The organism is Pseudobdellovibrionaceae bacterium, from assembly GCA_023898385.1.
Taxonomy (GTDB): domain Bacteria; phylum Bdellovibrionota; class Bdellovibrionia; order Bdellovibrionales; family UBA1609.
Genome location: CP060220.1, coordinates 3,111,514 through 3,136,789, shown reverse-complemented (window position 1 = coordinate 3,136,789; position 25,276 = coordinate 3,111,514). Strand labels below are relative to the sequence as shown.

29 protein-coding genes and 1 tRNA gene are annotated in these 25,276 nt (G+C 47.6%); 15 read left to right on the top strand and 15 right to left on the bottom strand.

Annotated elements, in window-relative coordinates; all coding sequences use genetic code 11:
- Positions 1-46 precede the first annotated feature (46 nt).
- Both msrA and H6626_14470 read right to left on the bottom strand, forming a co-directional pair.
- Positions 47-679, bottom strand: coding sequence for a peptide-methionine (S)-S-oxide reductase MsrA (gene msrA, locus H6626_14475; protein ID USN47372.1), 633 nt, complete (start codon positions 677-679; stop codon positions 47-49).
- Positions 594-1,574: a TIGR01212 family radical SAM protein gene (locus H6626_14470; protein ID USN47371.1), complete on the bottom strand. Its 981-nt coding sequence runs from the start codon at positions 1,572-1,574 to the stop codon at positions 594-596. The genes msrA and H6626_14470 overlap by 86 nt, the downstream gene beginning before the upstream one ends.
- Positions 1,575-1,731: 157 nt before the next feature.
- On the opposite strand from H6626_14470, the gene H6626_14465 reads away from it, so the two are divergent.
- The 3 genes from H6626_14465 to H6626_14455 all read left to right on the top strand — a co-directional run bounded on the left by H6626_14465 (position 1,732) and on the right by H6626_14455 (position 3,706).
- The gene (locus H6626_14465) at positions 1,732-2,061 is read left to right on the top strand and encodes a hypothetical protein (GenBank protein ID USN47370.1); all 330 of its coding nucleotides are present in this window, start codon (positions 1,732-1,734) and stop codon (positions 2,059-2,061) included.
- Positions 2,062-2,164: 103 nt separating this feature from the next.
- The gene (locus tag H6626_14460) at positions 2,165-2,893 is read left to right on the top strand and encodes a hypothetical protein (GenBank protein ID USN47369.1); all 729 of its coding nucleotides are present in this window, start codon (positions 2,165-2,167) and stop codon (positions 2,891-2,893) included.
- Between the two features lie 9 nt (positions 2,894-2,902).
- Complete coding sequence (locus H6626_14455) at positions 2,903-3,706, top strand: hypothetical protein (protein ID USN47368.1); 804 nt, start codon at positions 2,903-2,905, stop codon at positions 3,704-3,706.
- Positions 3,707-3,765: 59 nt separating this feature from the next.
- On the opposite strand, the gene H6626_14450 is transcribed toward H6626_14455, so the two are convergent.
- Both H6626_14450 and H6626_14445 read right to left on the bottom strand, forming a co-directional pair.
- Positions 3,766-4,737, bottom strand: a complete 972-nt coding sequence (locus tag H6626_14450) for a ChaN family lipoprotein (GenBank protein ID USN47367.1) — start codon at positions 4,735-4,737, stop codon at positions 3,766-3,768.
- 25 nt (positions 4,738-4,762) lie between these two features.
- The gene (locus H6626_14445) at positions 4,763-5,422 is read right to left on the bottom strand and encodes an SOS response-associated peptidase family protein (protein ID USN47366.1); all 660 of its coding nucleotides are present in this window, start codon (positions 5,420-5,422) and stop codon (positions 4,763-4,765) included.
- Between the two features lie 213 nt (positions 5,423-5,635).
- Between H6626_14445 and H6626_14440 the strand changes: the two genes are divergently transcribed.
- The 3 genes from H6626_14440 (at position 5,636) to H6626_14430 (ending at position 8,232) form a co-directional block, all read left to right on the top strand.
- Entirely contained in the window at positions 5,636-6,934 is a 1,299-nt protein-coding gene (locus tag H6626_14440; GenBank protein ID USN47365.1) for a UDP-glucose/GDP-mannose dehydrogenase family protein, read from the top strand.
- Positions 6,935-6,945: 11 nt separating this feature from the next.
- Positions 6,946-7,887, top strand: a complete 942-nt coding sequence (pip, locus tag H6626_14435; protein USN47364.1) for a prolyl aminopeptidase — start codon at positions 6,946-6,948, stop codon at positions 7,885-7,887.
- Positions 7,888-7,977: 90 nt separating this feature from the next.
- Entirely contained in the window at positions 7,978-8,232 is a 255-nt protein-coding gene (locus H6626_14430) for a hypothetical protein (GenBank protein USN47363.1), read from the top strand.
- Between the two features lie 6 nt (positions 8,233-8,238).
- Here H6626_14430 and H6626_14425 read toward each other — a convergent pair whose 3' ends face one another.
- Entirely contained in the window at positions 8,239-8,511 is a 273-nt protein-coding gene (locus H6626_14425; protein USN49049.1) for a carboxymuconolactone decarboxylase family protein, read from the bottom strand.
- Between the two features lie 188 nt (positions 8,512-8,699).
- Positions 8,700-9,302, bottom strand: coding sequence for a hypothetical protein (locus tag H6626_14420; GenBank protein USN47362.1), 603 nt, complete (start codon positions 9,300-9,302; stop codon positions 8,700-8,702).
- A gap of 150 nt (positions 9,303-9,452) precedes the next feature.
- On the opposite strand from H6626_14420, the gene H6626_14415 reads away from it, so the two are divergent.
- Complete coding sequence (locus tag H6626_14415; protein ID USN47361.1) at positions 9,453-9,743, top strand: hypothetical protein; 291 nt, start codon at positions 9,453-9,455, stop codon at positions 9,741-9,743.
- Positions 9,744-9,825: 82 nt separating this feature from the next.
- Here the strand turns inward: H6626_14415 and H6626_14410 are convergent, their stop codons facing one another.
- The 5 genes from H6626_14410 to gcvT all read right to left on the bottom strand — a co-directional run bounded on the left by H6626_14410 (position 9,826) and on the right by gcvT (position 12,248).
- On the bottom strand, positions 9,826-10,374 hold the full coding sequence (locus tag H6626_14410; protein ID USN47360.1) for a hypothetical protein: 549 nt from the start codon (positions 10,372-10,374) through the stop codon (positions 9,826-9,828).
- Entirely contained in the window at positions 10,374-10,580 is a 207-nt protein-coding gene (locus H6626_14405) for a hypothetical protein (protein ID USN47359.1), read from the bottom strand. The genes H6626_14410 and H6626_14405 overlap by 1 nt, the downstream gene beginning before the upstream one ends.
- Before the next feature lie 19 nt (positions 10,581-10,599).
- Positions 10,600-10,684: transfer RNA gene (locus H6626_14400), tRNA-Leu, on the bottom strand.
- A gap of 69 nt (positions 10,685-10,753) precedes the next feature.
- Positions 10,754-11,143, bottom strand: a complete 390-nt coding sequence (gcvH, locus tag H6626_14395) for a glycine cleavage system protein GcvH (GenBank protein USN47358.1) — start codon at positions 11,141-11,143, stop codon at positions 10,754-10,756.
- 1 nt (position 11,144) lies between these two features.
- The gene (gcvT, locus tag H6626_14390; GenBank protein USN47357.1) at positions 11,145-12,248 is read right to left on the bottom strand and encodes a glycine cleavage system aminomethyltransferase GcvT; all 1,104 of its coding nucleotides are present in this window, start codon (positions 12,246-12,248) and stop codon (positions 11,145-11,147) included.
- A 206-nt stretch (positions 12,249-12,454) separates the two neighbouring features.
- On the opposite strand from gcvT, the gene H6626_14385 reads away from it, so the two are divergent.
- Positions 12,455-14,323 (top strand): hypothetical protein, encoded by a 1,869-nt coding sequence (locus H6626_14385; GenBank protein ID USN47356.1) that lies wholly within the window; start codon positions 12,455-12,457, stop codon positions 14,321-14,323.
- Positions 14,324-14,516: 193 nt separating this feature from the next.
- Here the strand turns inward: H6626_14385 and folD are convergent, their stop codons facing one another.
- Entirely contained in the window at positions 14,517-15,395 is an 879-nt protein-coding gene (gene folD, locus H6626_14380) for a bifunctional methylenetetrahydrofolate dehydrogenase/methenyltetrahydrofolate cyclohydrolase FolD (GenBank protein USN47355.1), read from the bottom strand.
- Positions 15,396-15,913: 518 nt separating this feature from the next.
- Here folD and H6626_14375 point away from each other — a divergent pair.
- The 7 genes from H6626_14375 (at position 15,914) to H6626_14345 (ending at position 19,251) form a co-directional block, all read left to right on the top strand.
- Positions 15,914-16,126: a hypothetical protein gene (locus H6626_14375; GenBank protein USN47354.1), complete on the top strand. Its 213-nt coding sequence runs from the start codon at positions 15,914-15,916 to the stop codon at positions 16,124-16,126.
- Positions 16,127-16,263: 137 nt separating this feature from the next.
- A complete protein-coding gene (locus H6626_14370) occupies positions 16,264-16,515 on the top strand; it encodes a Flp family type IVb pilin (GenBank protein USN47353.1) in 252 nt (83 codons plus the stop codon).
- Positions 16,512-16,907 carry a hypothetical protein gene (locus tag H6626_14365; GenBank protein ID USN47352.1) on the top strand — a complete coding sequence of 132 codons (396 nt, stop codon included), beginning with the start codon at positions 16,512-16,514 and terminating at the stop codon, positions 16,905-16,907. Before H6626_14370 ends, H6626_14365 begins: the two co-directional genes overlap by 4 nt.
- Positions 16,904-17,563 (top strand): hypothetical protein, encoded by a 660-nt coding sequence (locus tag H6626_14360; GenBank protein USN47351.1) that lies wholly within the window; start codon positions 16,904-16,906, stop codon positions 17,561-17,563. The genes H6626_14365 and H6626_14360 overlap by 4 nt, the downstream gene beginning before the upstream one ends.
- Positions 17,539-17,706: a hypothetical protein gene (locus H6626_14355; protein USN47350.1), complete on the top strand. Its 168-nt coding sequence runs from the start codon at positions 17,539-17,541 to the stop codon at positions 17,704-17,706. Before H6626_14360 ends, H6626_14355 begins: the two co-directional genes overlap by 25 nt.
- Positions 17,703-18,182, top strand: coding sequence for a hypothetical protein (locus tag H6626_14350; protein ID USN47349.1), 480 nt, complete (start codon positions 17,703-17,705; stop codon positions 18,180-18,182). The genes H6626_14355 and H6626_14350 overlap by 4 nt, the downstream gene beginning before the upstream one ends.
- Positions 18,183-18,192: 10 nt before the next feature.
- Positions 18,193-19,251, top strand: coding sequence for a hypothetical protein (locus H6626_14345; protein USN47348.1), 1,059 nt, complete (start codon positions 18,193-18,195; stop codon positions 19,249-19,251).
- Here the strand turns inward: H6626_14345 and H6626_14340 are convergent.
- The 3 genes from H6626_14340 to H6626_14330 all read right to left on the bottom strand — a co-directional run bounded on the left by H6626_14340 (position 19,248) and on the right by H6626_14330 (position 25,195).
- Entirely contained in the window at positions 19,248-20,564 is a 1,317-nt protein-coding gene (locus tag H6626_14340; GenBank protein USN47347.1) for an amidohydrolase family protein, read from the bottom strand. The two genes, H6626_14345 and H6626_14340, sit on opposite strands and share 4 nt — an antisense overlap.
- A 70-nt stretch (positions 20,565-20,634) precedes the next feature.
- A complete protein-coding gene (locus H6626_14335) occupies positions 20,635-22,740 on the bottom strand; it encodes a hypothetical protein (GenBank protein ID USN47346.1) in 2,106 nt (701 codons plus the stop codon).
- A 139-nt stretch (positions 22,741-22,879) separates the two neighbouring features.
- The gene (locus tag H6626_14330) at positions 22,880-25,195 is read right to left on the bottom strand and encodes a hypothetical protein (protein ID USN47345.1); all 2,316 of its coding nucleotides are present in this window, start codon (positions 25,193-25,195) and stop codon (positions 22,880-22,882) included.
- Positions 25,196-25,276 lie beyond the last annotated feature (81 nt).

Here is a 25,276-nt window from a genome sequence, read left to right as displayed (position 1 = left end):
CTTTAACAGTTATCAGTCTTGTGACTGAGAACTCGACTGACGAAAACTAATCTCTTAAGAAGTGGCAGCTGTACCCGTTGGGGTATTTCTGGAGGTAGTCTTGATGTTCTTCTTCAGCAAGATAGAACTCTTGGGCTGGCTCTATTGATGTGACAACGGGCCTAGGCCATTTTTTTGAATCATTCACCTGTTCTTTGACCCACTCAGCGGCTGTTCGTTGTCGATCATCATAGTAGAAGATAACAGACCTGTATTGCGAACCCACATCATTTCCTTGTCGGTTTATTGTCGTGGGGTCGTGTAGCCGAAAAAAATACTGCAACAGTGTTTCATATGTAATCTCACTGGGAACAAACTCAACACGAACACACTCCGCATGTCCCGTGGACCCCGTTTTTACCTGACTATAAATGGCAGTATTGGGCTCACCACCCATATAGCCCACAACTGTATTTGCAACACCAGGCAGTTGACGAAAAATCTCTTCTACACCCCAAAAGCACCCGGCGCCAAAAACTGCCACTTCGCATCCTGTACCACTGGTCTTCGTTTCAAAATCTTTACTCTCTATAAAGCTCATAAATATTCCCTGTTTAAACCAGAGGTGCCGCAATTTCCGAAAATTCGGCCACCGAAATACATTGGCTTCCTTGAAAAGTGGCCCGCCGCGAAAACTCATCCAATATAAACTGGTAGTTTTCCATCTTCATCTTCGCCCAGGCCGGTGCAACAAGCTCGTCGTGCCGGCTTGCCAGGGCCGCCAAGCGATGGACTGCAATATCCGGGCGCAGATTTTCTAGAAACAACACCACACGCCGGGCATAGTCTTCTCTTGAAATGGGCCAAAATTCTCCACGCAAAAACTCTTCTTCCAATGGAGTGTCTTTTAGTACGTGCAGATTATGCAGCTTCACGTTGTCAATAGGAAGTGTTGAAACCAACTTTGCTGTCTCGACGATTTGCTCGTCTGTTTCTGATTTTAGACCAAACATGAGGTGAATGCCTAAACTCAAACGGGGACATTTACGGGCAATGCGCTCAATGGCTTGCATTGATTTTTTTGCTGTGTGGCCTCGTCGCATCCAAATCAACTGATCTTCATCAAATGTCTGAACGCCAAGCTCAACGGCCAAATATTTTTTCTCACCATATTCATTCCACAGATCAAAAACATTATCTGACAAACAATCCGGACGAGTTCCCACAACAAACCCAACTACATCCTCAAACTCGCTGGCCACAGAAAACTGTTGCCTCAATCGCTCTGTTTTTGAAAAAGTATTAGTATAAGCTTGAAAGTAGACCAAAAATTTTGATGCTTTTGCTCGGCTTTGTACTCGCATTTTATTATTTAAAATCTGATCTTTTAAATCTTGCTCTCGCACATCCGGGTAAGCCGCAGATCCCCAGGCATCACAAAAATTACAGGTTTTCATCCCCCGCAACCCCTCGCGGTTGGGGCACGTCTCTGCCACGCTCACAGGTATTTTGTGAACCTTGGTTCCAAATTTACTTTGATAGTACTGACTGATAGGAAAATAGGGCAATCCCCGCCACAGGTCGTCGGTAAGCATGCCACCTAGTTATCTAGTCTGCGGTGAAATAGCAAGAGCTTGCCCAATCCCAGGTCGTTATTGTGCCTAGATTTGCCTTGAGTTACGCCTGGCAAGATCTTAATCTTTTATAGTCCATAGTTTTTTCAAATATAGACGCTCCAGGGAGGGGAAAATCATGAAAATCGGACTCTACTTCTTAGCCACTCTTGCGCTCACCGCATTTACTTGGCCCACACCATCTGTTAACGAAATCAAAACGGTCAGCGATATTCCTGTGGTTCAACAAGGGGAACATCCGGAATTCTCGGGAATGCCAGAAATTTCAATGGTTTTCCGATCCGGTTCCGACAAGAATGCCTTACGCGAGAAGTGCCAGAGCTGGGCGCTGGCCACGGTCAACCAAGTGCATGAAGACAAAGTTTTTGCTGTTTGGTGCGAGTACTCCGCCGATGTGGTACTGAGGGAGTATGTATATAAAGGCCAAGTGATTGTGAAAAACTGGTAAGTCGACAAATTGATTTTTGTTATAAAAGAGGCCTTGCCTTAGCCAGGCTTCTCCTCTAGATAGGGCCTTTTCTTCCATTCATTGATTTTTGGAAATAGAAACTGTGCCTCAATATTGTGTCAGCCTCACTGCCGACGGCAGTCCAACCCTACAGTTTGGTCGTATCGAAGATCAAAACGAAACCATGCACAATCGCGAAGGGGCTTTTTCTGAAAGTCTTTACATCTACTGGGAGGCCATGCGGACTTGTGTGACAAAACAATGGCCCTTGCATTTTATGTCGGTGGGTCTTGGGCTCGGATACAATGAGTTAATACTTTCTGGCTACATGGTTTCGCTTCAAGTTGCGCCAAATGAGAAAGTCAAAATTCAGAGTTTTGAAAGCGAAGCCTGGCTCACGAATAATTTTGTCCAATGGTTGTCTGAAGAAAAAAGCGAATTTCCTGATCTCACCGCGGCCTATGAGATCGTTCTACAAAAAGTCTCCGAGCATTTTTATGTCAACCCAGAGGCCATTCGCCAGTGGCTTCTTGAAATGAAAAAAGGCGAACATTGGCTTCCGGGCGGCGCCCTGACCGGCTCGACGCGCCCGCCTCACTTATTCAATTGCATTTTGTACGATGCTTTTAGCTCAAAAACGTCACCCGAGCTTTGGAATGAGGAATTTCTTATACGATTTTTCGAAGATTTTGCAGACAAACATTGCATTTTTTCAACCTATGCAGCCACGGGGAGCCTTAAAAGATCCCTTTTAAAGAGCGGTTTTACCGTGGAAATGCGCTCTGGCTTCGGTGGTAAGCGAAATTCAACCTCTGGCATATTAGGTGCATGAAGCGCCCCTATGCGACCATTTCGTTGGACACTGTGTCTATTAGGACTCTGCGGCGGGTTTTTGCCCTCTGCGGCCGCTTTTGGCGTCGCTTTGAACTGCATGGCCTTGATGGCGGGACAGAATGTCTATGCCCATAAAGAGCCGCGAACCTCATTATCAAGCTATCTTCACATCACTCGCAAGGAGCGCGCCCCGCTCGGCCGGGGTCAATATGGTCAAGTGTTTAAAATCATGGAACGCAACAATCCTAAAACCATTATGGCCGAGAAGACCTACTGGAAAGAACACACCTTGCCACCGGCCCGCGCTTTTTTACGTGTCTTAGAAATTTCGCGGCAAAGACATGGGTCTTTTGCCATGCCCGTTGTTCGACTATTGGGACAACCTGACGAAAGAACCCTGCACCTCAGTTATGTGAAAGGCCGTAACCTGCACAGCCTTATGGTTGATCGATCAGTGAGCCCCGAGACCAAACAAGAACTTGCAGAAACTTATTTAGAAAACCTTGAGGCTTTTAAAAACCAACTCAAACTGCGCTTTGGCCTTGAAAACTTAGGCATTCGAAACGGCCAGTCGGGCCTCTTTCGAGACCATCTACCGGATGACCTTCCCTACCTATCAAACAATGATGTACACGGGCTGCCCAGTACGGATCTTCACATTCCCACTTCCCACCGCCTACTTCCCGCTTCGGATTCCGACTACAATAACTTGGGTAGAATTCGTTTCTTGATCTCATCAGCCAACGTCGTAGTCAGCCCCGACCGGGACAGTGACGGCAAAATACAGATGACCATCGTCGATCTGGACTAACCTGAAAGCGACAGTGAGTGCTCTGGCTCAAACAGGTGCCGCTTTCAGACTATCTACGCTTACTCTGAAACCCAAACATAATCAGCCCGATTACCATAACGGGGATGCGGGGCTACTTTGGCAAAATTGTCAGCCTTTGAATCATCAAAGAGGCGAGTTTGTGAGATCGTCAAAAGCTGTTGGACACCACGAGCGACGAGGCGATCGGGCAATCCACCCCCATAGACATTATGAAAGTCTCCCACAATAATCACTAGCACTTGATCCGGATTTTCATTTATGTAAGAGGAGGCCTGCCATGCCATGGTGTCATCCCAAAGGCTTTGCGCCATGAAATAGCGATAAAGTCTATCATCCTCATTTTTTGAGTGCTTCACCATTTGAGAGTGCAATTTTATTCCATCATCAAAAGGTTCTTCATTGATGGCCACTTCGGCTTTAATCTCATCATCGGCAGCGGCACCATGCCCCCCCACAGCTTCTTTGAACCGCTCATAATAGAGATCATTTCCCATCTCAAAATTAGGAGGCATGAATTCTTTCTCTTCAGGAGTTAGTGATTCAAAACCCCCTTGACTGATTTTTCTAGATAACCACTGTGGGGCATTTAACCCGAGGGTTCGCCCCGAATGATGGGCCGGAAATAACACCAATTCACGATAAAATTCGAAGGGGTTTCCGGGCCACAAAATGGCTTTTAAAAACTCGTCTTCAGTGATTTTTGAAGCCAAGAAATCATCGACCTGTTTTTGAAAAGGGTAGCCGATGAATTCCATACCCACGCTAACGTTAAACCCAGCCTCGGCCAGCCGATGTAAAAACAATGCTTGTTTTTTATGGTGATCCACAGAGTCGTGGTATTCACTGAGCACCACCACAGTTCCTGGCTGAATCTTTTCGATCACACTATCTAGGCTTTGTGGCTCAACCCGGTGTCCATCGTAAATCGTATCGGCATCAATGGAAGCCACGGCCATCTGGGTGGAAGCAAGCCCCACAAAAACAAAACTCAATAAATTTTTAACTAACATTTTCCCCCCTCAATTGTGCATGGACCTACGCCCGCTTTTCCCACCCCGGGCGCATGGCTCGATCCTTTTTGACCTTCATCCCCAATGTCGCCCTATGAGCTTTTAAAAAGCTCAGCCAATCACCGGGCGCCTTATCCTTTGCCTTTAACCACAGCGGTACATGCGATGGATCAAGAAACAACGGCATTCGATCATGGCCTGTGTGGGCAACAAATTCGTTTGGCGTATCCGTAAGAATGGCAAAAGAATCTAAAACTTCCCCCGTCTCTGGATCCACCCAACTATCCCATACACCAGCTGCCAGTAGAAAAGCTTCTTGTTTTTCTGAAAATGCCACCATGTGCCCAGCATATTCTCCGGTATAGATAGGCTCGACAAAGAATGTCATTGGCACCACACAGTGGGCCTCAGCAAAAGGCCGTCGCCAAGTGGGCTTTTCAGCCACCGTTTCTAATCGAGCATTGTGTGTGGCAAACTTAACTCGACGCGTTTTTGACCACGAGGGGATCAATGAAAAACTCATAGATACAAGATTCAAGGCTTCACCACTAGCCACAATCACTGGCGCTTGTTGGTGGGGAAGAACTCGCACATTCACTGATTTCGACCAAGTCTCTGGCACACTTATTCCGTAAAATTTTTCAAGATCCTTAAGGTGTCCTTTAACAATGAACTGCGCACACATGTCGATAGGCTAGCTAAGTTGTCTGCTCCCAGCAACAACGACAACTACCGCCCTGCAACATTCTGTTGCACACAACCCACGTCATTTTTCACGGTTGAAAACAAGATTTGTTGATATTTAAACATTGTGAGACTGTTCGGCTCTTTGGTAGACCCCTATGCCGCTCTGTGATAGCTTTTGTTGCAAGGTGGTTTTTTCCGAGGGAGATAGCAAATGAGAGTGGGAGTTATTGGAACAGGTTACGTGGGCCTGGTGGCGAGTGTTTGTTTTGCAGATGCCGGCAATGAGTTAACTTGTGTAGATTCTAATCCAGAAAAACTAAATAAACTTAAAGATAAAAAACTCCCCTTTTATGAACCAGGTCTTAACGATCTTTTTCAGCGTAATTTTGCACGGATGGCATTTACTGGTAGCATTGCTGAGGCCGTGCAAAAATCAGATCTAGTATTTATCGCAGTAGGCACTCCAGAGATGCCTGACGGCAGTGCTGATATGACGGCCACTTTTCATGTACTCAAAGAAATCTGCAAAAGTGCCACAAAAAAGAAATACGTGGTCTTGAAAAGCACCGTGCCCATCGGTACGGCCAAAGAATGCGAAGCCTTTTGCCGGGATCATGCCAGTGCAGAAATTGAAATTGTAAATAACCCCGAGTTTCTGCGACAAGGTGAGGCGGTGAACGACTTTTTACATCCCGACCGGGTGGTGATTGGCTGTAAGAGCCAAGGTGCTCGGGATTTAATGCAGAAACTTTACGAGCCTTTTTTAAAAAACAGCAATGCACCCATTTATTTTATGGATAACACCTCAGCGGAAATGACCAAGTACGCAGCTAATTCTTTTCTGGCGATGAAAATCAGTTTTATAAACGAACTTTCATTGCTGGCAGACAAATTGGGCGCGAATATTTTTGAGGTTCGCAAAGGGTTCACCTCGGACAATCGAATTAATCCGGCGTTTTTCTATCCGGGACTTGGCTATGGCGGTAGCTGCTTTCCTAAAGATGTACGAGCCCTGATTCAGACGGGTAAAACTCACGGACTTGACTTACTTTTATTGCAAGCAGCTGATGATGTGAACGAGCGCCAAAAAGCCATTTTGGCAGAGCGGTTGTTTGAAAGGTTCGGCAGTTTAAAGGGTTTAAAGGTCGCACTGTGGGGCTTGAGCTTTAAGCCCCGCACAGATGATGTTCGGAGAGCCCCTTCATTGCAGTTGATAAAAAGCCTGGTTGAAAAGGGTGCCGAGGTGGTGGCCTATGATCCCGTGGCCAGCGAAAACGCCCAAGCCGCTTGTGAGGTCGAATTTACTGTGGCAGCCACAGCCATGGAGGCCGCAAAAGATGCTGACGCCCTGGTTTTGGTCACCGAATGGAATGAATTCAAAGCTCCTGATTTTACCGAACTTAAAAAACTTATGAAAAACCCCATCCTGTTTGATGGCCGTAACTTGTTTGATCCGTCGACGATGAAGGAAGCCGGATTTGAATATTACGGAATTGGACAGCAGTCATAAAAAGGCGCAATGTGAATAGTAGCATCCATAAAATCACCGACCCATTTTTTGTAGGACATTTGAAAGTTTCAGACTTGCACTCTCTTTACTACGAACAAGTGGGCAATAAAGACGGCATTCCCATTGTTTTTCTACACGGTGGCCCTGGGGCCGGTATCGTTAATGAATACAGGCAATTTTTTGATCCAAAAAAATTTCATGTGGTGCTTTTTGACCAACGGGGTGCAGGTAAGAGCCGTCCCAATAGCGAGCTTAAAGAGAACACCACCTGGAATCTCGTCGATGATATCGAGTGTTTACGAGAACATCTGGGCATTGAAAAATGGCATGTGTTCGGCGGAAGTTGGGGCAGCACCTTGGCGCTGGTCTATGCCATCAAACATCCAGATCGTGTTTTGACATTGCAGCTTCGGGGTATATTTTTGGGCCGCGACTTTGAGGTAAAATGGCTCTATCAATATGGGGCCAGTGAGATTTATCCAGATAAGTTTGAGACTTTTAAAAATCATGTCCCATTGAATGAACAGGGAAACCTTGTTGATGCCTATCACAAGCGCATCACCGACTCTGATGAAGAGGTTCGCCTGGCGGCCATGCGATCCTGGACCATGTGGGAACTGAGCCTGGCCAAACTTCTTCCAGATCCTCAGTTGATCAAAGCGTTTGATGATCCCCGAATTTATCGAAGCTTTGGCAGCATTGGGCCCCACTATTTTAAGAACAAGATGTTTTTCGAATCGGACAACTGGATTTTGGAGAATGTGCAGCCCATTGCGGACATCCCATGCAATATTGCCCAGGGCCGGTATGACGTGATCACCCCGGTTCGAAGCGCCTGGGACCTGCATAAGGCCCTGCCAAAATCTCAGCTGACCATTGTGCCCGATGCTGGCCACGCCAGTTTCGATGCCTCCCTGGCCGCACAGCTGGTAAGATTCACTAATGCGATCTAGTTAGATACGTGAAAAAATCTTCATTCGGCCCGGAACCACTTGCCACGCATTGCATCACAGCATAGAAGCGGTGCAAAAAGGAGTTCTGGAATGAGCGATTTACAGTGGACTGAACTATTTCCCGCCCCCACCTACGCCTCGGCTGCGGACCGAATTGGCCGATTTAACCATGCCCAACTATGGAAACGCCGACGCCTGAAATTAGAAGCCCAACAGATGGCCTCACTCCCAGAGGCCTTTGATTTTGAGTCCGCACGAACTATCGATGCTGATGGTACTCAGCCGACAAAACAAAAGACTCCAAAAGGCCCAACAACACCCCGTCCGCCAGAAACAAACATTTAGGTCAGACTACAATCCCACTTCATTGTATTGTTGCACGGCTTGCATGGCCTCAATGCCATAAACCACTGAAGGCCCGCCACCCATCAGGATGGCAACACTGACTGTTTCAGCAATCTCTTTTTCGGAAGCGCCGGATTTCATCGCGTCGTGAACATGGTACGCTATACACCCATCACATCGCACAGTGATCGCAATGCCAAGGGCAATAAGTTCTTTTGTTTTTGAATCCAGTGCGCCCTTCTCAAGGGTTTTTTCATGGAGCTGGGCAAAGCCTGCCATTGGGCCTGGTAGGGCCATGCCCAGCTTTTCCATCCATACATTGAGTTCCTTATATTGAGCTGGAAAGTTCTTCATTTTTGTCCCCCTTGATTTTTTAACTCTACGCCACAGGCATCTACGGCCGCCAACCGTTGATCAGTCTATAGCGCGGTCAAACCCAAGGGCAACAAATGAATGTGAATGCTTTGTTATTGCTTCTGAAAGACCTCGTCCGTTCCCAATGCCGTTGGGCGCGTGGACTCCGATGTTGATGGACTGTCTGCAAAGGTCAAAGTTGTTCCTGAAACTTGGCCTATGCTGTAAAACACCGTACCAATAGGCATGCTGTCAAAACAGCCTCTGCTTTCTTGCTCGTAGGTTTGGCCCGATGTCCAATCTGTTTGCCCACATTGACTGGCTCCGTTTAAAACAGTGGCTCCGTCTGCTGTTTTGATTTCCCACGTACCACCAGCGAGGGTGGAATCAAAATTATAGATGTCCGAACCTAAATCAGATGCCGAAGTCACATAGCTGAAAATCATGGTTTCAACCCAGGCCTCTTGATCAGCTGTACAAGATGAATCATCCACCCATGCCCTTGAGACATTATAAACTACGCTGGCCGCAATAGACATGGTCACCTGATTCCCATAGACCGTTTTGCCGCCTACAGATCCAAGAGCTTCGCAATTGTTCTTAAGCCACGCGCCTACAAAAACAGATGACGAGGCCTCTGTGGAAGTGCCGTCGCTGGTGCACCCAACAAGTACGGTTAAAGCAATAGCTAGCGTGGACAATATTTTTTTATTCATGGTTGACCCTCTCTGAGTTGAACTTTGTTCGCTTATCGGAACCGATGGGTTTTAACTCCACAAGACCTAAGTACGGGAAGATTCACCCAAAAAGTGTAACCTAGTTTTCGGGTGGCCAGAGACGGGGTTGATTCTTGGAAGATTCACCTCATGGACATGGTTGATGAGTTTAGAAAAACCTGTGATATGCGACTGTTCGCACTCAACCCCGACCGGTCATGCCCGCACTCTATTCACGTCCTGATTGCTGCCACCGTCATCGCACTTTGCGAAGAAGTGGGTTTAACCGCTCCAAAGTGGGCCAATGACACCAAAGCACTGGAACAGCCTTGGTTTGTCTCTGGAGTTGAATCACTAAAAGCCTCCGCGCTACTTGAGTCACCCTACGCATTTCGATCAAAAAACATTTTTGTACACAAAAATTTTCTGGCGAGGGCCTAAATGCTAAGTCGAAAAAAAATTGAATCACTCCTTGTAGCGCTCAACCAGAGTGTTCTTTAACTTTTGTTTTGACGCTCCCCTATCAAACCTTTTCCCAATATTTTTCTAAACCCATACGAGAGGACCACTCCTCAATATAGGAGTTGTCCACCTTTTCACTCATGATGATTTCACGGATATCGCTGAGATGTTTTTCAGATTCCCCTTCACGATAGTAATCTAATTTTTTTAAAATAATGTCTTCAGCCGAAGCAATATAGACTTCTATTCCCGGAGCCATTTCGACTTTTTTCTTTCTTGAAAACTCGGACGCTGAAAAACTGGTCTCCGCATCAAGTATAATGTCCACTTTAATACCTGATCCTTGATGGATGAGATTGAAGCTCCCCTTACGACTAACCTCATCTTGAAGCACTTCTATGGGTGGGCAGTAGTAATCTTCAATGGGAAAGAGCTTTTCAAAATGAGGAATGTGTCTTGCCTTAATTCTAACAACTAAATCAATATCCTGAGTGAATCGAGGGCGACCATAATACATAGAGGCCATTGAGCCTACCAGAAAGTATTCAATGCTTTCCTGTTCTAAACGATCTGTCACATCTTTAAGTACATCAAGCATCCCAGCGGACATTAGGACTCTCTTTCGTTGAGTTCCCTAAAATACTGGGCTGTCATTTTGTTAAGGTCTTCATCCGAAAGCTCAGGGTGCAATTTTGAAAAACGGGTCTTCTTAACAAGGAAGGCATCCTTAAACATTTGATCGGCCATTAAGATATTTTTTTGACCGCGGGTGAGCTTATCTGATTGTTTTTTGGATTTATCTAAAGGGGACCGCATCAGCGAACCTTTAAAGAAGTGGTGCCCAATGAGGGAGTCGAACCCCCACGCCTCTCGGCACTAGATCCTAAGTCTAGCGTGTCTGCCAATTCCACCAATTGGGCATTTATTTTATTTTCAAAGTCTAAAAAGCTGTCCGAAGGTTTTACCAACACCACCACGTGGGCAACAACTTATTTTTCAATCAATTTTCGATATTCTGGTGCACGCATCAAGTTGGCTAACTCTTTTTCCGTGTCCATTTCAATCTTCACCAACCAACCTTCGTTCATGGAATCATCGTTGATCATTCCGGGATTGTCGTTGATGCTTTCGTTCACTTCAATGACGGTGCCAGACACCGGAGCCATCAAATCGCTTACGGCTTTAACACTTTCTACCACACCAAAAGGCTCATTTTGGGTGACCTTCTGCCCGACCTCAGGCAGCTCCACATAAACAATTTCGCCCAAGGAGTCTTGAGCATATTCAGTGACACCTACGGTGACCAAATTTTCATCCACCAAGGCCCACTCGTGGTCTTTAGTGTAATAGGGTTCGTCTGGAACGCGAAAACCCGCCATTTTAAACTCCTTTAGGTGTCACAAACGGAAGCTTGACCACTTGGGCCCGCACCTTCCGTTGCCGAATTTGCACAGCTAGCACTGTACCTTCGCTGGCAAAAGCCGTGTCGACAAAAGCCAATGCGATGCCCTGCTGCAAACTCGGTGAAAGCGTACCACTTGTTACCGTGCCAATTTCGTTGTTGTCAAAAGAAAACAGGTGATAGCCCGATCGGGGAATGCCCGACTCAAGCATCTTTAGTCCCACCAATTTTCGCTTAATTCCTCGCTCCCTAGCGTCAAGCATGGGGCCTTTTCCCAAAAAGTCTTTGTCGGAGGCTTTCACCACCCAACCAAGGCCCGCGGCATAGGGATTAATGGCGTCGTCAATCTCATGCCCATAAAGGCTATAGCCCATCTCGGTTCTGAGAGTGTCGCGGGCACCCAAACCAATGGGTTGAACAGAGAGGCTTTTACCGTCAGCCACCAGGCGATTCCACAATTGGACTGTTCTATCCCAGCCCACAAATATCTCTACGCCATTTTCGCCTGTGTAGCCCGTTCGCGCCACTAGCGCAGGCTGGCCTTCAAATTCAGTATCTAAGAACGCAAACCGAGGAAGATCACTTACGCCATCACCAAAAATTTTTGCCACCAAAGCCATCGCCTTTGGCCCTTGTACGGCAATCTGTCCCCAGTTTTGACTTTCATTGGTGATTTCAGCGCCCTGATTGTGTTTTAGCATCCACTGAAAATCTTTTTCAGTGTTAGAGGCATTTACACAAACCAAATAGTCAGAGTTTTTTTCGAGACAATACACAATGATGTCGTCGACCAAACCGCCTTGTTCATTGGGTAACAGGGAGTATTGGGCCCGACCCGGCTCGAGGCGCGACACATCGTTAGTCGTCAACCACTGCAGTGTCGGTAACGCCTTATCGCCCTTCACCCGAATTTCACCCATGTGACTCACATCAAACAAACCCACACTCTCTCTGACATGTAAATGCTCGCGACGAAGACCTGCATACTCCACAGGTAGCATCCATCCGGCAAATTCGACTAATTTACCGCCATGCTCAACATGGCGTTGGTATAAGGGGGTTTTCTTAGGTGAGTTAGACATGGGACCTCTTCTCTCTGTTCTGTATGCCGCAGTCAATGGCCTGCCATTTTTTGTCGCTGGATGTTGAAAAATTCGACCAAATCATTAGTGAAATCAGGTCCATATCCCATTATTTGGCGCCTCTTGTGGCCTCCAATTTGCTCAATATAGAGCCTGGTAGGGAGTTTTGGTCATGGGCCAAAACACCTTCGGCACAGGAGAGATCAGTGATTGTTACAAGATGGCTTGCTTTGGGCTTAATCAGTTTAGGGATATCCGGTTGTCATGTGGGCGGATTCGAGCCGCACTTGGGTAATAATCTTGAACCCTGGCAGCAAACTGGCGGTACCAAACCGGTGATTGACCCCTATTCAGGTCAGTTGAGAAAGCTTCCTTACACCACAGGTGGATTTAGTCAGGAATTTGAGGAGCTTAAAAAGCGCAAGGGCACCACATCAGATGAGCAGATTTCAAGTGCGGTTAGAAACGTGACGCTGAAACTGCTCGACGGACAGGGCCGGCCGACTCGAGTTCAACCTCAACTCATCGACCTCACTGTTTATTTACGATCACAATTTGACAATAGCGAAGCGGCCTTGCGCTTTCGACTGCCCGTATTGACCGACTCAAACCAAGCCCCATTTAAAGCCCCTGACTCAAAAACCGGTCTGGCAAATGACGAGGTCTTCGCCCAGTTGACTTGTCGCGACCACGATTGCGTGATCGCCGAACTCGTGTTGCGAAGAGAATCTCCCGAGAGTCACTTGGATACGGTGATGCTCATCACTTTAACAGAATCAAGAGTGCGCATTCAAAATTCAAAGAATACGAAACCCATAGCCTCCAAGCCCCTGAACACAATCAAATCTCTTGGGGAAAGGCCCGCAATCACGGCCGAAAGAACTACCGTAATGATCGACGGCGGAAGGTCGTTTTCGCATATTGAAATTCAGGCACCGAATGATGCCGAGGCGCCCCCCCTTGTGGTCATTGAAACGGATTTGCTGGCCACACACGATGGTCCCTCAGAGGTGCAAAAGGTGGAGGTCGTTGGCTTCGACAAAGGGAGTTCACCTTCGTTGCGGGGCGATCTCTTGGGCAATAACTATGAAAATGGCGATATCGTGTTGAGTATTGAAGATCGAAAAAACTCCAATGAAAATCTTCTTATTTTTATTGAATCGCCACGTGCCACTTTGAATCCGGACACTGGTGATCCTCGAGCTGGCGATGCCAATAAAGAGTCTGCGTTTTTAAAAATTGCCGCAAGTGACCCGAAGCTCAAAAATGCCCGCCAGCAATCCATCGGCTTAAGCCGCTACAATAGCTCTTCCGGCGTGCAAGCCATGGTGAATGCCTGGACGGGTCAATCCTTTGCGGCGAAGTGCAATGGCGGAGTCGTACCCAACAAGCGAAAGGCTGACGGTTTTTTCACCCATGCCGCTCCTTTACGAAAATACGTTTATGGCATTTCAAGACTGCTGGATGTCACGCCTGAGATAGCTTATATTTTGCCCATCGAGTCTGAGTATGCTGTATCAGGCAGCTATCAAAACCTGGTGGTGAATCAAGAGCGCTATAGTGTGCCAGAAAATGCAGCCTCTGGCCCCTGGCAAATTCAACGGCCCACGGCCCTCGACCAACAAAAAAAATTAAAAAAAGAATTTAGCTTAGAAATGAAGATCTTCCCCGTGGTGGTGAGTTCCGCGTCGCCCAGAAAACTCAACCCAAGAGATGATCGCGGGTATTTTGGATCAGCCACGCTGATGGCAGGTGTATTGATGCGCGATCATTTCCGCAAATTTTCTGACGATCCGGCCATAGCCATTATGGCCTATCATACGGGCGCCGGCGGCGCCGACAAACATCTACGAGTTCTGTCTGAAAAAGGCCTGTCGGCCACCCAAATGGAAGCATTTAATATGATTGATTGCCGGCATGTGAGCTACTTGTGGGCCGTCTTGGCGTTAAAGACCATTGGCGCCAACCCCGAACAATATGGTTTTAGTGTTGGTGGTGGTGTCGATGAAAGCGCCTATAAGAAAACTCTTTTTCATCCCCAATCTACCCTGCCAACAGTACTAAAAGGGATCTAATAGGTCGGCCATAAGCCGGCAATGCATTCGCCCAGATTTGAGCTACCCTTTACAGATTCAATTGAGAAAAGGCCAAGGCGTATCCCCTTCGATATGTTGAGATCTTTTTGAATGAGAATCTTTTAAAGGTAACCTAAAGCTGTGATGAAGATGTTGCCTGCTGATGGCCGCCTTAATAACCCTCTTTATATTTTCAAGCCTTAGCTAATCCCATATGCAGCTTGTAAAGGTGCAAAGTATTTTCAAGAAGCATGGTTATAGTCATTGGCCCCACGCCCCCTGGCACCGGAGTGGCTGCATACACCCAACCATTGAGTTCTGAAAACCGCACGTCACCGCAAAGACCGGGTTTATTGGTGGAAGATCCCGACGGATCTCGATGAATACCCACATCAACCACTACGGAACCCGCCTTAAAATCTTCGCGCCCCAACAACCGAGGTTGCCCAGCTGCGACCACAACGATGTCAGCACGCCGCGTGTGTTCCACAAGATCTTTTGTTTTTGAGTGACAAAGCGTCACCGTGGCATTGGCTTCTTGAAGTAAATAGGCCATAGGTTTGCCCACTATATGGCTACGCCCCACCACAACAGCTTCCTTTCCTCCAAGATGTATATTGTAGTGATCAAGAATGGACATCACACCCCAAGGAGTACAGGGTTTCACCCGAGGCCGCCCCGACCATAACAGTCCCGTATTTTCAACAGTCAATCCATCAGCATCCTTTAGAGGAGAAATCCATCCAGAAACCTCATCGGGATCAAGGTGTTTAGGTAAAGGGAGCTGCACCAAAATTCCATCCACATTCGAGTCCCTATTGAGCTCGTCTAAAATAGCCTTCAAAGATTCGCGGGTCGTCTCTTTAGGGAGAGCATGAATCCAAGAAGCAAAACCCACCTCTTCGCAACTTCGCCCTTTATTTCGCACATACACTTGGCTAGCGGGATCTTCACCCACCAGCACCACAGCCAAGCCCGGCGCCCGCTGACCGCTTTGCACCCAAGATTGCACCTGCTTCTTAATTTTCGCTCGATGCAAGGCCGCAACAGCCTTACCGTCCATCATGATCATAGTGTTTCCTCCAGATGCTGACCCAAAATGTATCCCCAATAAACCAAACAAAAACCAGGAAATAAACAAAGATGACCCAAAAATAAGGACCACAAAAACCCTCAAGATCAGCCAAGATCCGCACCAAGGCCAAGGCAAAGGGGGCCAGGCGAAGGGGCGTCGACGACCCACATCACGATGTGCAGGGCGTATCCGGGTGGCGGCACGCAGTGACGCCATCCGAAGACGACCTGCGGCCACTCGTGCCGTGGGTCGTCGACGCCCCCTCGCCTGGCCCCCTTTGCCTGGCCTTGGTGCGGATCTTGGCGGTGCCCGAGTACAGATTATGACAACGCCGAGGTGCGGATCTTGGCGGTGCCCGAGTACAGATTATGGCAGCGCCGAGGTGCGGATTCTGGCGGTGCCCAAGTACAGATTCTGGCAACGCCGAGGCGCAGCCACTATCTTATATTAACGACACCTCCACCTTGACTGGATGCACGATGTTACATATCTTGGTCCCCATCCAGGAGATCCTCATGTCAAAAGTGAATTTATCAAAAGACGGAAGTTCTATTGTCTTTAAGCAGTCTGACAGCTTGCCCTCATCGGCAAAAAAGTTTCGTCAAAGTCCAGAGATTCAAGGATTTTACAGTTTCATTTTTGATAACGGATTACGCAAAGAGGCCTATGATATTCTTTGCCAGATTGTGGAGCGCCGAAAGGCCGCAAGAGGCAAAAAGAAGAACTAGGCTCGCCGTGGCCCTTTGGTAAGGGCCTGAAATCCGAACTTCAACGTCCGCAGTCGGACGCCATTGTTGAATAAAACCGAAATAGAAAACTGGCACGCATTTGCTTCTCACAGATCCTAGAACCTTAGGAGTCTGTTATGAAGCTATTAAAAAATTCTCGCGGCCAGGGACTGGTTGAGTACCTGATCCTTGTAGCCCTGATGGCCGTGGCCACTCTCGGCGTGGTGCGAACGCTGAATCAAACCGTTAATGCGCAATTCACTGATGTGATTTACGCCATCAAGGGATCAAAAAAACGTTCCGAAAAGGACGCTGTGAACGAGTCCATTTACAAAAAACGTGACCTCAGCGACTTTATGAATGGGTCCACCAGTGGCAAATCAAAATGATTCGATCACAACAAGGCTGGGTCAGCATCGAAGCGGCGCTGAGCCTAACCTTTGTGTCTGCAGGTCTGGCTGTGGCTTTGGTGATTCTTTACTCTCTGATGGTGAGTGTTTGGATTCACTTTGCAACCTACGAGGCGGCCCTGTGTTTGGCCAAAGATCAATCACCTTCGGTTTGCGAAAGGCTTTCGCAAAAACAAATCACCAATGTCCTCAAGTGGGGTGGCATCAAAAGCCTAAGACTGCATCGCTCCGGCCCTCGGCCTCAACAGGTCTACACAGCGAATATCACGTGGTCCATTCCGGCTATTGGAGACAGTCACCAAACAGTGTCTCTGAAGGAATCTCAAATTTTAAGACAATCAAAAAAAACCAACAGGGGTATGTTGTGGTGAGCCTGTTGACCTTTTTACCTGTGATAATCACTCTATTAGCCGCTCTTTCGATTCTTTCACAAATCTTGATCACTCGGCAAAAACTCAACTTCGTTTGCCAATCTCACACAATGGCTACGCAATTTGAACTGGCAAACCTTCTCCATCGCCTTTTGCAGTTGAACCCAAAGGCCGAACGCCTTCGAAAGAAAAGAACGATTGCCGAAAAAAATCTTAAAATTGCGCTGGCCTCACACGTGGCCCCGGCCATTGCGGCGACCCGCGCCCACCTCTCTGCTGTAATCGCTATGCAAGTGGCCCTACGAAAAGAGCAGCAGTCTCTGCTGAATCAATCTAAAAGTGTGATCTACCGATTCAAGCAGATTATTCCCCAAAAACTTGCAGGCGCGGCATCTGCGGAGGTTCAGAATGTCCAGATTCATCAACCCCACTTGGCGGTTTCAGGGCTTCCACTGACCTCGCTCACTCCCAGCTATCATCCTTTGCCGTTTTTTTCGCAATTACAAAAAGCCCATATCAATTGGGGATGGTCCATCAAAACTTTTGAAGGGCCCTTACTTGAATTTAAAAATATCGTGAGAGGTCTATTTCCCGGCCACTGTGCCGCCACAATCAAAAAGGAGAACAACAAATGGTATCCCGCCCTCAGCATCTAGATGAAAACGGTCAGGTCATTGTAGAGGTGATGATTTCTATCACCACCATCATGTTATTTGTTTATCTGGCATTTTCTATGAATCAACAAACTCGCCGGTCGCTCGACAAATTTCAATACACTGTGGAAAGGGTCTACAGATGAACATTAAAAAGTGGTCCACTTATTCAATGAAAAAATTGCCACCATGGACCCTCGGCGCCGTCATTCTCGCGTTGGGTTTACTGTCTTGGCTGTGGGAAAACCAAAAACCACCCCACACAGACCCGCATCCAGCTTCTGCTGACACTTATATTCCGGAAGGTCATGTGTTGCTCCCCATTGAAGTGGAAAATTATCGGGCCTTGGACCAAATTCTTGGAAATTTCGGCGTGGTCGATCTTTACACGGCCACCGAGGGACAGGGCAAATCCACGCTTGTGGCGCAGGGAGTAAAAATCCTGAGAAGCCCTAACAGCCCAGAACATCTAGCGGTTCTTGTACGAGACGATCTTGTTAACCCCATTTTACAAAATGGCACTCGATTTTCGGTGGCCGTGCAAAGTCCGGAAAAAACTGGAACGAAGATTGTAAATAGAAAACCGGCAAGACGTCGAATTATTGACCTTTCTGAGGAGTAAGCGAAATCTCATGGTGACCGATAAATTAGAAAATAAAAAATCTCGTCAACCTGAGGCACTATTGAAATGGTTTTGCTTAGCCGTGATCGTATTTGCACTTGGTTTTTCGCACCTCTCTCATGCGGAGCCTCCTGCGCTGGTGCTAGTCAATAGCAACCCGAAAAGTCACAATGATTTTCAGGCTTTTTTGCTTGTAAATGACAACTTTGAACCGGTCGTGGATTTTCAAATCCGGGAGTTTCCCACAGCTGACAAAATTAAAATTTTGACAGACCTGTTTGCAGAAGCCCAACTTCAGTTTCTACAAGGCCATCTCGACGAATCCATGCAAAAATTTACAGAAGTGTCGAGATTTGCGTTTCTAGAAGACTGGAAGCTTCCGGAGAGAAAACTGATTATGACTTCTCTACTTCGACTGGCTCAATTGGATCAGGACAGATCGTCAAACTGGATCTCTTTGGCTGCAGAATTTGGAAGTGAATCAACCGCGAATAAAGATCTCTTTCCACCACCCCTTATTGAGAAATTTCAAGATGTGCTAAAACACAAAAGTTTTTTCAGCTGGGTTGTTGATGAAAAGTGGAACGACTTCACCCAGGCCCACATTGATGGCGAAGTGATAGATCTCTCTTTTGGAACAATCCTTCGCCTACCGAAAAAGCAAATGCGAATCACTTTGTATTCAAATAGCTTTGTTCGACAAACCTATTCGGGGTTGGGCAAACATCTTTCAAGGTGGTCTCCGCAAAGAAGGCCCTCCGTTCGGGGCAGCTGCTTATCGATGGAGGTTGACCCTCAGTTGTTGAGTCTCACAAACAAAGGTCTTCTCCGGGGTTATTTTGACGGGAATTGCATCGGAAAACCACAGCAAAAACTTGGCCCTATTGATACAAAAATATCTGCGAAGACGATCCCCATTGACGCCCTTAAAAAACCAACAACAACCTGGTATAAGAATCCCTGGTTTTGGTTGGGGGCTGGTGTAACTGGCGCTCTCATCGTAAAGAACAATTTACCGCAAAAAGTGGTGGAAGAGGCCGCTCCCCCCACCCACAAACATGGTTTTTAAAACAAATGTTTACCTTGAAACACCACCGCTTTTACTTGGTCGTTAGAAAACTCAGAAAAAGTGCCCGGCACCCAGGTGGGATCGGGATGGGTGTGGTATTTCAGACCCGGCCCCAGTAGTTTGGGGATGCCGTGCAGGGCACTGTCATTCAGGGCAGAAAGTGAACGGGGGATATCTGCCGGCTCGATGGGGCTATCGCTTCCAAAATAAAACTCAATTTCAGCTTCTTGCAGCTGTCGCCACGGAAAACTGAATTCATATAAAGACCCCAATTTTTCTTTTAGCCAGCGTTTATCACTGAGCCAGTGACTGGGCTGTAAATGACATGTGACGGTTTTGCCCACAAGCAGAGAAACTGTTTCTGGTCGCAACACTTGGGCGTGTTCTAAATGCAGATGACCTTTAAACCCCTTGTCCCAAAGCTGACAGGCCACTTCGACCACATCCTGGGCTGCTTGATCCCCGATGGTGTGTACGGCAATATCAAATTTTTGCTCCCATGAGCGCCTCAGCATCTGTTTTAATTCAGATGGTTCAATGAGCACCAGGCCTCGACCCGACCCTGAGGGGTAATCTTGACTTAAAAAAGCGCCTTCAGACCCCAAGGCTCCATCGTAATAAACCTTTAATCCTTTTGCTCGCAACCGAGGTGTTGTTGTCTTTCTCGCCTGCAAGGCCAATTCAAAAGCATCGTCAAAATCAGCTGGATCATCCGCGCTAAAAAATTGCTCTACCGCTAGAGTGAGTAGACCACTGTCATCTAAGCGCACAGCCTCGCTCCATTGCTCTATGGAACAAGTCATATCGCGAATATGAGTGATCCCTTGATTATTGAACACTCTCACCGCTTGCAGCAATGAGGCCGCCACCTGCGTGGCATTGGCCTTCGGAATCTGTTTTCGAACAAAGTTAGCAGCACTATCGATGGCGATTCCCGTTGGTGTGTTGGTGTCATCCATAATGATTTTTCCACCCTGAAATTGAGGCAAATCTCCTCTCAGCCAACCCAGTTCTTCTAGGGCCTTTGAATTGAGCCATACCGTGTGCCCATCCACCCGAGAAAAACACACCGGATGATCAGGAAACTGTCGATCCAAAGTTTTTCTATTTAATCCATCGGGAGAACTCCAAAGACTTTCATCCCAACCAAATCCGATGAGCCAGCGATCTTTAAAATGTTGAGGCAATACCAAAAGTGAAGCCACGTCTTCGGCCTTTTTAAGGGAACGAAGGTCTAAACGGGATTGCATCTCACCCGTGGCCAACCAATGAACGTGACTGTCATAACAATGATCGATTCGCTCTATAGGCATAAAAAAACCTCGCCATGTGCGAGGTCTTTATATCGTGATTTCAAACGGAGCGCATAGGGCGCCCTGTCTACTATCTTGTTGGCTGCTGATCCGTGTTGCGAGGGTCGTAATAACCGCCGCCTCCATAACCACCCGAGCCGCCATAGCCAAAATTGACTCCGCCGCCCAAGTATCCTCCACCGGAGTAACCGCCATAGCCACCGCCGCCCATAGAAATCTGCTGGATTTGTTGTTGAATCTTAACAAGCTCTTGCTGCAGTCGTCCGACCAAAACAGACCGCTGTTGTTGTTCAGCGAAATACCGTTGTTGCTGTTGCAAATAGTACTGCTGGGCTGCCATTTGTTGCTGCATTAACTGTTGCTGCATCTGAATCGAGCCCGCTCCACCCATGGCTGGGTAACCACCCACGTAGCCCATGCCGCCTGCTGCTGCGGGATAGCCCATTGCTGGATAACCACCAGCCATGCCAAAGCCCATGCCACCTGCTGCAGGATAGCCACCGGCCATTCCGAAGCCCATTCCTCCAGCTGCGGGATAACCGCCAGCCATGCCAAAGCCCATGCCGCCTGCTGCGGGATAGGCCATTGCTGGATAACCACCAGCCATGCCGAAGCCCATACCACCAGCTGCGGGATAACCCACCATTGCTGGGTATCCACCGGCCATACCGAAGCCCATACCTCCGGCTGCAGGATAACCGCCTGCCATGCCAAAGCCCATACCTCCGGCTGCAGGATAACCGCCTGCCATGCCAAAGCCCATACCGCCCATTCCTGGATATCCCATACCCATACCGCCGTAGGGTCCGGCCATTCCCCATGGGCCCATGCCTGGCATAAAGGGTCCCCCGGGATAACCGGCTCCCCAGGCAGGGGGAAAGCCAAACCCACCACCAAAGTTACCATACATTCCAGCCATGCCGCCGTAAGGACCTGCCGGATAACCACCACAAGCAAAACCGCCGGCCCCTATACCACCGCCGAAGGCTCCATAGAGACCCGCAGCCAAAAAGGGATAACCAATGCCAACAGCTAAATAGGGATTCGTTTGCCAGCCCAATGAAGTGTTAGCGTCTGTGACATATTTCACTCCCTGATAAGAAAGGTATCCGCCCAATGCGGCCATTCCCACATTTAAGATACGATCCCAAGTGTCCACTTTACGATACCCGGGGCAATTTCCAGTGGTGCAAACACCGGCTTCAGTAACGCCAGGGTCCGGTTGACGGCCTTCGCGGAGAGCTTGTTTTTGCTCTTCTTTCCAGATTTTCTTTTCCAGTTCGAGTATGCTCTTTAAGTTCGTCAATTCTCCTTCGCTGTCTTTAATTATACTATCAGCTTCCTTAATTTTAGCTTTTACTTCGATGTATCCTGTTATGCTGGTGGCACACTTGTCTCTGGCATTCTGGGCCGAATCGCTCTTTGACTGACCCACATGATATCTTGGTTTAATGAATGAATCCTTACTACAAATTCCAGGCTCCACTAATCCAAAATCACCAATAAAACTATTAAAATCCCACATACCTGCGTGTCTACGGTCATCGCCACAAAATCGTTCCCAAGGCTGCTCGTCGACTATTTCTATTTTGTCTTGGTTGGCAACTCTTGTAGTTTTGCAATCTTTTAGGCTAGAAGCGCCTCCCGAACGACTCAATGATTCATAGGTCTTGCGCAAATCCTCCTCGTCTCGCCTAGCAAGTTCATCAAAGGACACATATGATGATCCAGTTCTGGACTCGGCGCCCGCCAAAAGCTCCGCTGGCACACAATACGCTGTTCGTATATCCTTACCTTGCTGAACCTTGCCGCACACGCCATACATGTCCAATGTTTTCTGGTCATCAATGTGGTACTTTACGGCGCTAAAAACATCGGCGCCACCCTCTGCTTTTGTTTTTAGCACGGTAGAAATATTGAGTTCATGCCGCTTCAACTCAGATTCTGCCCGAAGTTTTACTAGCTTAGCATCCGAAATAGCCTTTTCTTTTTCCTTAATGTCCCGCTCTGCATCAGCAATTTTATCATTCTTACTTTCGGCGCCGGCACCAGAACCATAAGGGTAGGGACATCCGTTAATACCACCTTGAACACCACCGCCCACGTAAAATTGAGCGTGAGCAAAGCTGGCACCCGCCATAGCTACGATGAATTGTATCAACACTATTTTCTTCATTACCCTTCAACTCCTTATCGAGTCTTTTTCTCCTGGACCTAGTTCGGTTTCTCTCAATCTAAACTTTACACTTCGTGCCGCATTCTTGACCTTGGTCGCTGCCAGCCCCTATACAAACCCAACCCCCATCTACCGCTGCCTAGCGAGCCCCTTTATTTAAGGGCGCTTCCCGGACCTTTCTCCAGGGGTAATCGTACGTTCGATTATAAATATCTCCGCACCCTTCTTTCACGTGCATGGTCATTTTTTGCGAATTATAGTCACCTTGTAGAAATTGGCCCGCTTCCACATGATAGGTAAAATCATTGTCCACAACACCGGTCACCCTCTGGTATTGATCTTGGGGGCCTGTGCCCTTCACCAAATAAGAGTGAAAATTCACAGTGGTGTAAGACTTCCCTGGGCCCTTCAATTGATACAGCTGTCTGGCGGCTGAACAGCGACCACCGCCTTCTAGTACGGCCCCCACCGTTTGGTTCACATATCCGGGTTGCGAGCCACGACCTAAAAAGAAAGACCTGTCTAAGGGTTTCTGCACCGTCCGACAGCCATTGGGGTTCAACTTCTTTTGTAACTCCAAGGCTCTGTCCATACATTGACCTAGCGATTTGCGCAAATCGCCACTGGCATAACTACTACTATCGGCTTCGTTTCGAATGCTTTTGCTGTTCTTTTCAAATGACTGACGCCGAAGATTTCTACGACAGTCGAGGTCCCCGTCAAGACATTTGGGAGTGCTTTTAAATAGGTCAAAGAAACTTTTCTTGCCCTTAGCTTCACAATCAAAAATCTTTTTTGCCTCTGAAAAACTCAAGCCATAAACTTTTTTAAACAAATCCCCCTTATCCGGCTCGTCATCATCACCAATGCCTTTGAGAGACCACTGTTTCACGGTCTTTTCGACCACATCTAATCGAGGCGATTGTGAAAAATTATATTCATCCACACTGCACTGACCAAAGGTCTCGATATATTCTCTCGCCACCGAAGCTGGCACGTCTTTACCCGTCACTTGCCCGGTTTCATGACAAGCATGAGCCATCACCTCAAGCAGTGACAACCAGCGATCCGAAATGACATGGTCTTTTTGTTCAGTATTTATCACGTCACGCTCAGCCGCACAGGCTACACAACGCATTCCCTCTTGATAAATACCCGTTTCATTACCGTAGCTTTCACAGCCCAACGACTTCACGGACTCAGTGATCATGTCTGGTCGCACAGGTGGCGGAGGTGGTGGCACTACCGGCGCGCCAACGGCACAATCTTTATCACCACGAATACAAGGATAAGTATCGGCAATGGTTTGCTCCGCGCGCCGCAGGTCAGCTATGCGTTTTTCTAGAGAAATACACTCTGGTTTTTGCAACACCGAACGCACTGTTGCCGATCGGCCACCCTTTTCTTCTTCTTCAAGCCACTGCTTTCTCTGCTTTTCACGATCAGCCCATTTTGGCGTCACTCGAGTTTGGCTGCGAATTTCTTCAACCACTTTCTTATCAAGAAGTTTATCACAATGATAAACAAACTTGCCGAAGACACCTTCTAATCCTGAAGCCAATGAATTGAATGCGTTTTCAAAAGATCCGTATTCATCCCAATCACCCAACTGCGCTGTGGGGCCAAAGCCCTTTGCCAAATCTGAGGACTCAAACTTGCGCCCGTTTTTTTTGAAATAATCCGCTCGCTTCAGTAAGTGCATGTACACCTGCGGGTGCCACATGTATTCAGCCAGACGCTTTGTCCAAGTCTTATCGTTAAGAATTGCTTCGGGGTTGGCACTGTTTGATTTTAGATAAGCTTCGTACTCTCGCGCCACCTGCACGGCCTGACTACCTTCAGCCGAATTGATCTTTTGAGTGACTCGATCAAAACAAGTCACTGTGGAGCGCAATCTGTCTGCGTGGGGCACACACGCATCGCTGCCGATCAATCCCGACCCGATAACACCACAGGCCACGCCACGACCAAAGCTTCCCGAACAATCACTGGGCTTCGCACAGCCAAAGTTCGGTACATATCGGCCGTTGTTGTCGACCCATTTTTGCAGAGTCACAGCATAAATGCACTCATCTGAAGGCAAACTGCCCCGACCATGAACCCCTGCCGCGGCATAGGCTTTGTTGCCAAATAGCATCTCCCACTGCCACTGATTTTTAATCGGGTCAATACTGGCATAGGCGGGTAGACTTTCATTGAATTTTCCAAAAAGTTCGTCTGCAGCAACAAGAGATTTTCTAAAATGTTTTACATATCGGACGCCCTGCCAGTACTCCAACTTCGCCACTTGCTCAAACTTCAAAAAATGCAATGGCGGGTTTTCTAGTGACGCTTTTTCTGCTGCGGTTTTTTGAGATTTAGGTACTTTTTTTTGAGTGCGCCCTTCCGCAAACGAAAATGACGAAATGACTAAAACCGCAAACAAGCATTGACTCCACCGAATGTTTGTTTTCATTTTTTAAATTCACCTCAGCTAATAAATTGGGGCACAAAATTTGTATTCAAAGTTCTCTATTGACTGATCACGCCATTGGTC

Excerpts from the sequence above, each read along its gene's own strand:
- msrA (USN47372.1), bottom strand. The coding sequence starts at position 679 with ATGAGTTTTCGCGGCGGGCCACTTTTCAAGGAAGCCAATGTATTTCGG.
- H6626_14470 (USN47371.1), bottom strand. The coding sequence starts at position 1,574 with ATGCTTACCGACGACCTGTGGCGGGGATTGCCCTATTTTCCTATCAGT.
- H6626_14465 (USN47370.1), top strand. The coding sequence starts at position 1,732 with ATGAAAATCGGACTCTACTTCTTAGCCACTCTTGCGCTCACCGCATTT.
- H6626_14455 (USN47368.1), top strand. The coding sequence starts at position 2,903 with ATGCGACCATTTCGTTGGACACTGTGTCTATTAGGACTCTGCGGCGGG.
- H6626_14450 (USN47367.1), bottom strand. The coding sequence starts at position 4,737 with ATGTTAGTTAAAAATTTATTGAGTTTTGTTTTTGTGGGGCTTGCTTCC.
- H6626_14445 (USN47366.1), bottom strand. The coding sequence starts at position 5,422 with ATGTGTGCGCAGTTCATTGTTAAAGGACACCTTAAGGATCTTGAAAAA.
- H6626_14440 (USN47365.1), top strand. The coding sequence starts at position 5,636 with ATGAGAGTGGGAGTTATTGGAACAGGTTACGTGGGCCTGGTGGCGAGT.
- H6626_14430 (USN47363.1), top strand. The coding sequence starts at position 7,978 with ATGAGCGATTTACAGTGGACTGAACTATTTCCCGCCCCCACCTACGCC.
- H6626_14425 (USN49049.1), bottom strand. The coding sequence starts at position 8,511 with ATGGCAGGCTTTGCCCAGCTCCATGAAAAAACCCTTGAGAAGGGCGCA.
- H6626_14420 (USN47362.1), bottom strand. The coding sequence starts at position 9,302 with ATGAATAAAAAAATATTGTCCACGCTAGCTATTGCTTTAACCGTACTT.
- H6626_14415 (USN47361.1), top strand. The coding sequence starts at position 9,453 with ATGGACATGGTTGATGAGTTTAGAAAAACCTGTGATATGCGACTGTTC.
- H6626_14410 (USN47360.1), bottom strand. The coding sequence starts at position 10,374 with ATGTCCGCTGGGATGCTTGATGTACTTAAAGATGTGACAGATCGTTTA.
- H6626_14405 (USN47359.1), bottom strand. The coding sequence starts at position 10,580 with ATGCGGTCCCCTTTAGATAAATCCAAAAAACAATCAGATAAGCTCACC.
- gcvH (USN47358.1), bottom strand. The coding sequence starts at position 11,143 with ATGGCGGGTTTTCGCGTTCCAGACGAACCCTATTACACTAAAGACCAC.
- gcvT (USN47357.1), bottom strand. The coding sequence starts at position 12,248 with ATGTCTAACTCACCTAAGAAAACCCCCTTATACCAACGCCATGTTGAG.
- folD (USN47355.1), bottom strand. The coding sequence starts at position 15,395 with ATGATCATGATGGACGGTAAGGCTGTTGCGGCCTTGCATCGAGCGAAA.
- H6626_14375 (USN47354.1), top strand. The coding sequence starts at position 15,914 with ATGTCAAAAGTGAATTTATCAAAAGACGGAAGTTCTATTGTCTTTAAG.
- H6626_14370 (USN47353.1), top strand. The coding sequence starts at position 16,264 with ATGAAGCTATTAAAAAATTCTCGCGGCCAGGGACTGGTTGAGTACCTG.
- H6626_14365 (USN47352.1), top strand. The coding sequence starts at position 16,512 with ATGATTCGATCACAACAAGGCTGGGTCAGCATCGAAGCGGCGCTGAGC.
- H6626_14355 (USN47350.1), top strand. The coding sequence starts at position 17,539 with ATGGTATCCCGCCCTCAGCATCTAGATGAAAACGGTCAGGTCATTGTA.
- H6626_14350 (USN47349.1), top strand. The coding sequence starts at position 17,703 with ATGAACATTAAAAAGTGGTCCACTTATTCAATGAAAAAATTGCCACCA.
- H6626_14345 (USN47348.1), top strand. The coding sequence starts at position 18,193 with ATGGTGACCGATAAATTAGAAAATAAAAAATCTCGTCAACCTGAGGCA.
- H6626_14340 (USN47347.1), bottom strand. The coding sequence starts at position 20,564 with ATGCCTATAGAGCGAATCGATCATTGTTATGACAGTCACGTTCATTGG.
- H6626_14335 (USN47346.1), bottom strand. The coding sequence starts at position 22,740 with ATGAAGAAAATAGTGTTGATACAATTCATCGTAGCTATGGCGGGTGCC.
- H6626_14330 (USN47345.1), bottom strand. The coding sequence starts at position 25,195 with ATGAAAACAAACATTCGGTGGAGTCAATGCTTGTTTGCGGTTTTAGTC.